Here is a 3947-nt window from a genome sequence, read left to right on the forward strand (position 1 = left end):
TCGATTAAAACACGTCTAATCTCAGCATTATTTTCATCTAATAGCCACTCAGGTTTCCATTCACTAAACTTAGTCCAATAACGACGTGTGAGGGCAACATTAAAGAAATTGACAGTTTCTAGCTTCTCCAAATTATGGACCGCAGATAAATCTACTACAGGGTTCTCATCAAGATCGAGATAAATTAAGCTCGAAAGATTACTGAAAGTTTCAGGCAAACTAGTTAATTGATTATTTTGTATGTATAAGTGACTTAAACTTGTAAGATTGCCGATGCTACTTGGCAAGCTAGTTAATTGATTACCACCTAAATGTAGAGTAGTTAAATTAAATAGGTTCCCGATATTGCTTGGCAAGTTACCCAACTGATTTTCATTTAGACCTAGCGTGACTAAATTCAAAAGATTGCCGATATCATCAGGCAAGATAATGAGTCGATTTCCACTCAGAATCAGCCTAGTCAATTTAGAAAGATTGCCGATATCATTTGGTAAACTGGTTAGCAGGTTATAGCTTAAATTCAGACTTGTTAAACTAACAAGCCTGCCAATGTCTGCGGATAGACTGATGAAGCTATTTTTAAATAAATTTAGATTAGTTAGCTCGACAAGTTCAGTAATACTATCTGGTAATCTAGTTAAATACTTATCGCTCAAATTTAGCTCAAGCGTTCGATCGAATCTAGCTTTCGCTATGATTTCTGCTACTTCTGCCTTCGCTCGATCTAACCGATCTAAAATATCATTCATGACTGTTTCCCCATCACCGCGATTTGGAATATATCTGTTTGTCATTAACAGATTTCTTCTCCTACCGATACCCCTGTATCAATCTCTGCATGACAATTTCCTGGTGTAATTCCGGCAATTAACTCATCCAATGAATACTGTTTTTGTATTCTGGGTTTAATCGTTAGATTACCATCGATCTCGACGATCTCCACTTCTCCCCCAGCAACGAGTTTGACTTCTTTGGCTAGATGTTGGGGAATCCTGACAGCGAGGCTATTTCCCCATTTTGCGACATTTCCAACCATGACTCAAACTGCTCGATTGCGATCGAGTAGAAACGTTGTAACTCAATTCTAGATTCGCTCGTTTACGCCAAAGCATCCTCGACTTTTTGTAGCTCGATCGATTAAAATAAGAACGAATATTATAGTGGCATATCACTGTGAGTATCACTCTTCAACCAGAGCAAGAAAGATTTATTCAAGAGCAAGTGGCTCGTGGACGGTTTAAGTCGGCGAATGAGGTGTTAGCTCATGCCTTAATCCTCCTAGAGCAAGAATACCAAGAGGATGAGGCGTGGATAGAGGATGTCCGCCAGAAAGTAGATGAAGCGAGGGCAGAGGTAGAGCGGGGTGAAGTTTTACCGTTGGAAACAGTGATGGCACAATTGCAAGAGAAATTTCGACAAGCACGGGAGGATCGGGCTTGAGTAGGTGTGTTATCGCATTGAAAGCAAGTCGAGATTTAAACGCTATTTCCGACTATTTTGTATCGCGCAATATCGAGACAGGCGAACGCTTGCTTCAAGATTTCAACCGGAAATGTGTCAAGCTCATGCAGTTTCCCCAAATGGGGAAGAGTTATGCAGCAATTCGTCCGTGGTTGCGAGGAGTTCCTTTAGATGGTTACATCATTTTTTATCAAGTGATAGATGATGGGATTACAATTTTGCGAGTGGTAAATGGCAGGCAGAATTTAGATACTTTATTTGATGAAGAAGGTGAAAATTAGCCATTTACTATTTTATCGATCGATACCTAAGATAGCCGATCGACGTCGATCGCATTCAATTCTTCACATATTTTCTCGTATCCTATTTGTTCGATTAAAACACGTCTAATTTCAGCATTATCCTCATCTAATAGCCACTCAGATTTCCAATCGCTAAATTTAGTCCAATAACGACGAGGAAGTTCAACATTAAGAAACCAAACATAATCCAAGATATTTACCTTGGTGAGAATTGATAAATCTGTTAAGGGATTATGGTTTAGATTTAATTCATGCAAGGTGGTAAGATGGATGATACTTTCTGGCAATATTTTTATTCGATTACCATTTAGGTTTAATGATTCTAGATCTGTGAGGTTGCCAATTGTTTCTGGCAAGACAGTTAGTTCATTCTCTGCTAGATCTAGTATTTTTAAGCTACCAATATTTACAATGCTGTTTGGCATATAAATCAATTGATTGAAACCCAAATCTAGATATATTAAGTTAGCAAGATTGCCAATGCTTTCTGGTAAGCTACTTAGCTGGTTGCCACTTAAATTAAAAGACCTCAAATTAGCAAGATTGCCGATACTTTCCGGCAATTTATTTAGCTGGTTGCCATTTAGATCTAAATATGTAAGGCTCTCAAGATTACCAATGCTTGCTGGCAAAATCTCTATATTTTCATAGCTTAGATCGAGATGAGTACTTAGATTGCATCTAGCCTGTTCGATTATTTTCTCCAACTTAGATTGTTTCATGTATGAATTATCTCTAGCAGATGATTTGTTGTAGAGTTAATATAGATCGACCTTCAATTTACCAATCCCATCAATATCTAATAAATACCCCTGCACCATCTCCAAAGCATATCGATCGGGTAAGACTTGCTGAAACTTACTAAACCGATAATTGGGTAAATTTGCGAGTAGATATTCTTGAGTATTCTTAGCTTGCCAAAACTCTGGTTTCGTGACTTCCGAGATCGCACTCTCGAACATAGCAGGTGTTAAATGTTCGCCAGAGATCGTTACTTGAAAATTATTCGCTCTGACTTCCCAACCCCACAGACATTCCAACCCATATTTGAGCGTGCGATTGATTCTCCCACCTGCATACGTCCACCATTGCACCTTCTCTTCCTCCCAAACTGTACCTTCAATTACTTCTTGACGACGTTCCTCACGAGCGTTATTTAATACCGATTTGGCGATCGGATCGAGATAAACTAAATCCTGTTTCGATTTTAATAAAGCGGCAATTTCCTGACAGACATCCCAGCCCAAAAATTGCGGGATAAATCCGCCCCAAGTTGGTTTCTTACCTTGAGGTGCGGGAGCAACGATCAGAGTGCGATTATCTCGATCGATCGATTGGGCGATCCATGCTCTACCACCTAATAAGAAACAACTAATTTCGGGAGTCAGTGTATCGATGAATTTCTGCTCTAAAGAACCGATCGGTTGTTCTTTTTCGGTATAAACTTCATACTGTTGGGGCGAACTAAATACCGCATAGAGAGCCATAAAATTCTTGCGCCCGAAGGCTTTTTCGGTTTCCGATCCGATCGCTAGTAATCCCCCAGTTAGATAGAGATAATTATTTTTGAGCATATGCTTAATTAAGCGATCGAATTCCGCTCGTTTAATCCCTTTAAAGTCGGGAATCGTCGATAATTGTGCCCACGCATCCCCAGGTGAAATTGAACTAAATTGCATCGTCAGGGCGAGTAATTGTTGGACTAATACCGCCCAATTGCGATCGGATACGACAATCGATTCTACCCAATTTCGCCGAGCTAATTCGATTATGGCGATCGCTTGTAATAATGCCGCCGAATTATCGATTAAAAACGTCGTATTCGCACCGCCACCGCGTCTACCCGTGCGCCCCAATCGTTGTAAAAAAGCCGAAACGGTATCCGGCGCATTTGCCTGCAATACCGCATCCAAATCGCCGACATCGATCCCCAATTCCAAGGTAGAAGTACAGACGATGCAATTGTTATGCCCATTGGCAAACCGTTCCTCCGCCAGCGTCCGCTCCTCCAACGCTACCGAACTATGATGGATAAACACATCAATGCCGCGATTTTGCATCGCTCCAGAGATTTCCTCAGCCAGAGCGCGACTCTGACAGAATAACAGACTCTTTTTGCCCTGCGCCAACATACTCGATCGATTGGCGATATCCGTCTTAGAATCCTGCATCAAGATCCGAATC

The 3947-nt window shown here is 40.7% G+C and carries 6 protein-coding genes; 2 read left to right on the forward strand and 4 right to left on the reverse strand.

Going from position 1 to position 3947, the window contains the following annotated elements:
* A partial coding sequence (locus tag RMO79_RS18800; protein ID WP_310484769.1) for a leucine-rich repeat domain-containing protein occupies positions 1-794 on the reverse strand: 794 nt, incomplete at its 3' end.
* Positions 794-1036, reverse strand: a complete 243-nt coding sequence (locus tag RMO79_RS18805; RefSeq protein ID WP_310484770.1) for an AbrB/MazE/SpoVT family DNA-binding domain-containing protein — start codon at positions 1034-1036, stop codon at positions 794-796. The genes RMO79_RS18805 and RMO79_RS18800, both read right to left, overlap by 1 nt.
* Before the next feature lie 137 nt (positions 1037-1173).
* Here RMO79_RS18805 and RMO79_RS18810 point away from each other — a divergent pair, with 137 nt between their 5' ends.
* Together RMO79_RS18810 and RMO79_RS18815 are read left to right on the forward strand one after the other, a co-directional pair.
* Complete coding sequence (locus RMO79_RS18810; RefSeq protein WP_310484771.1) at positions 1174-1440, forward strand: type II toxin-antitoxin system ParD family antitoxin; 267 nt, start codon at positions 1174-1176, stop codon at positions 1438-1440.
* 17 nt (positions 1441-1457) lie between these two features.
* Positions 1458-1742, forward strand: coding sequence for a type II toxin-antitoxin system RelE/ParE family toxin (locus RMO79_RS18815; RefSeq protein ID WP_310484772.1), 285 nt, complete (start codon positions 1458-1460; stop codon positions 1740-1742).
* A 26-nt stretch (positions 1743-1768) separates the two neighbouring features.
* On the opposite strand, the gene RMO79_RS18820 is transcribed toward RMO79_RS18815, so the two are convergent.
* Both RMO79_RS18820 and RMO79_RS18825 read right to left on the reverse strand, forming a co-directional pair.
* Positions 1769-2485, reverse strand: a complete 717-nt coding sequence (locus RMO79_RS18820) for a leucine-rich repeat domain-containing protein (RefSeq protein ID WP_310484773.1) — start codon at positions 2483-2485, stop codon at positions 1769-1771.
* Between the two features lie 36 nt (positions 2486-2521).
* On the reverse strand, positions 2522-3947 hold a 1426-nt coding region (locus RMO79_RS18825), incomplete at its 5' end, for a helicase-related protein (protein WP_310484774.1).

Origin of the sequence: Chamaesiphon sp. VAR_48_metabat_403 (assembly GCF_031422475.1) — a bacterium.
Taxonomy (GTDB): Bacteria; Cyanobacteriota; Cyanobacteriia; order Cyanobacteriales; family Chamaesiphonaceae; genus Chamaesiphon.

Excerpts from the sequence above, each read along its gene's own strand:
- RMO79_RS18805 (WP_310484770.1), bottom strand. The coding sequence starts at position 1,036 with ATGGTTGGAAATGTCGCAAAATGGGGAAATAGCCTCGCTGTCAGGATT.
- RMO79_RS18820 (WP_310484773.1), bottom strand. The coding sequence starts at position 2,485 with ATGAAACAATCTAAGTTGGAGAAAATAATCGAACAGGCTAGATGCAAT.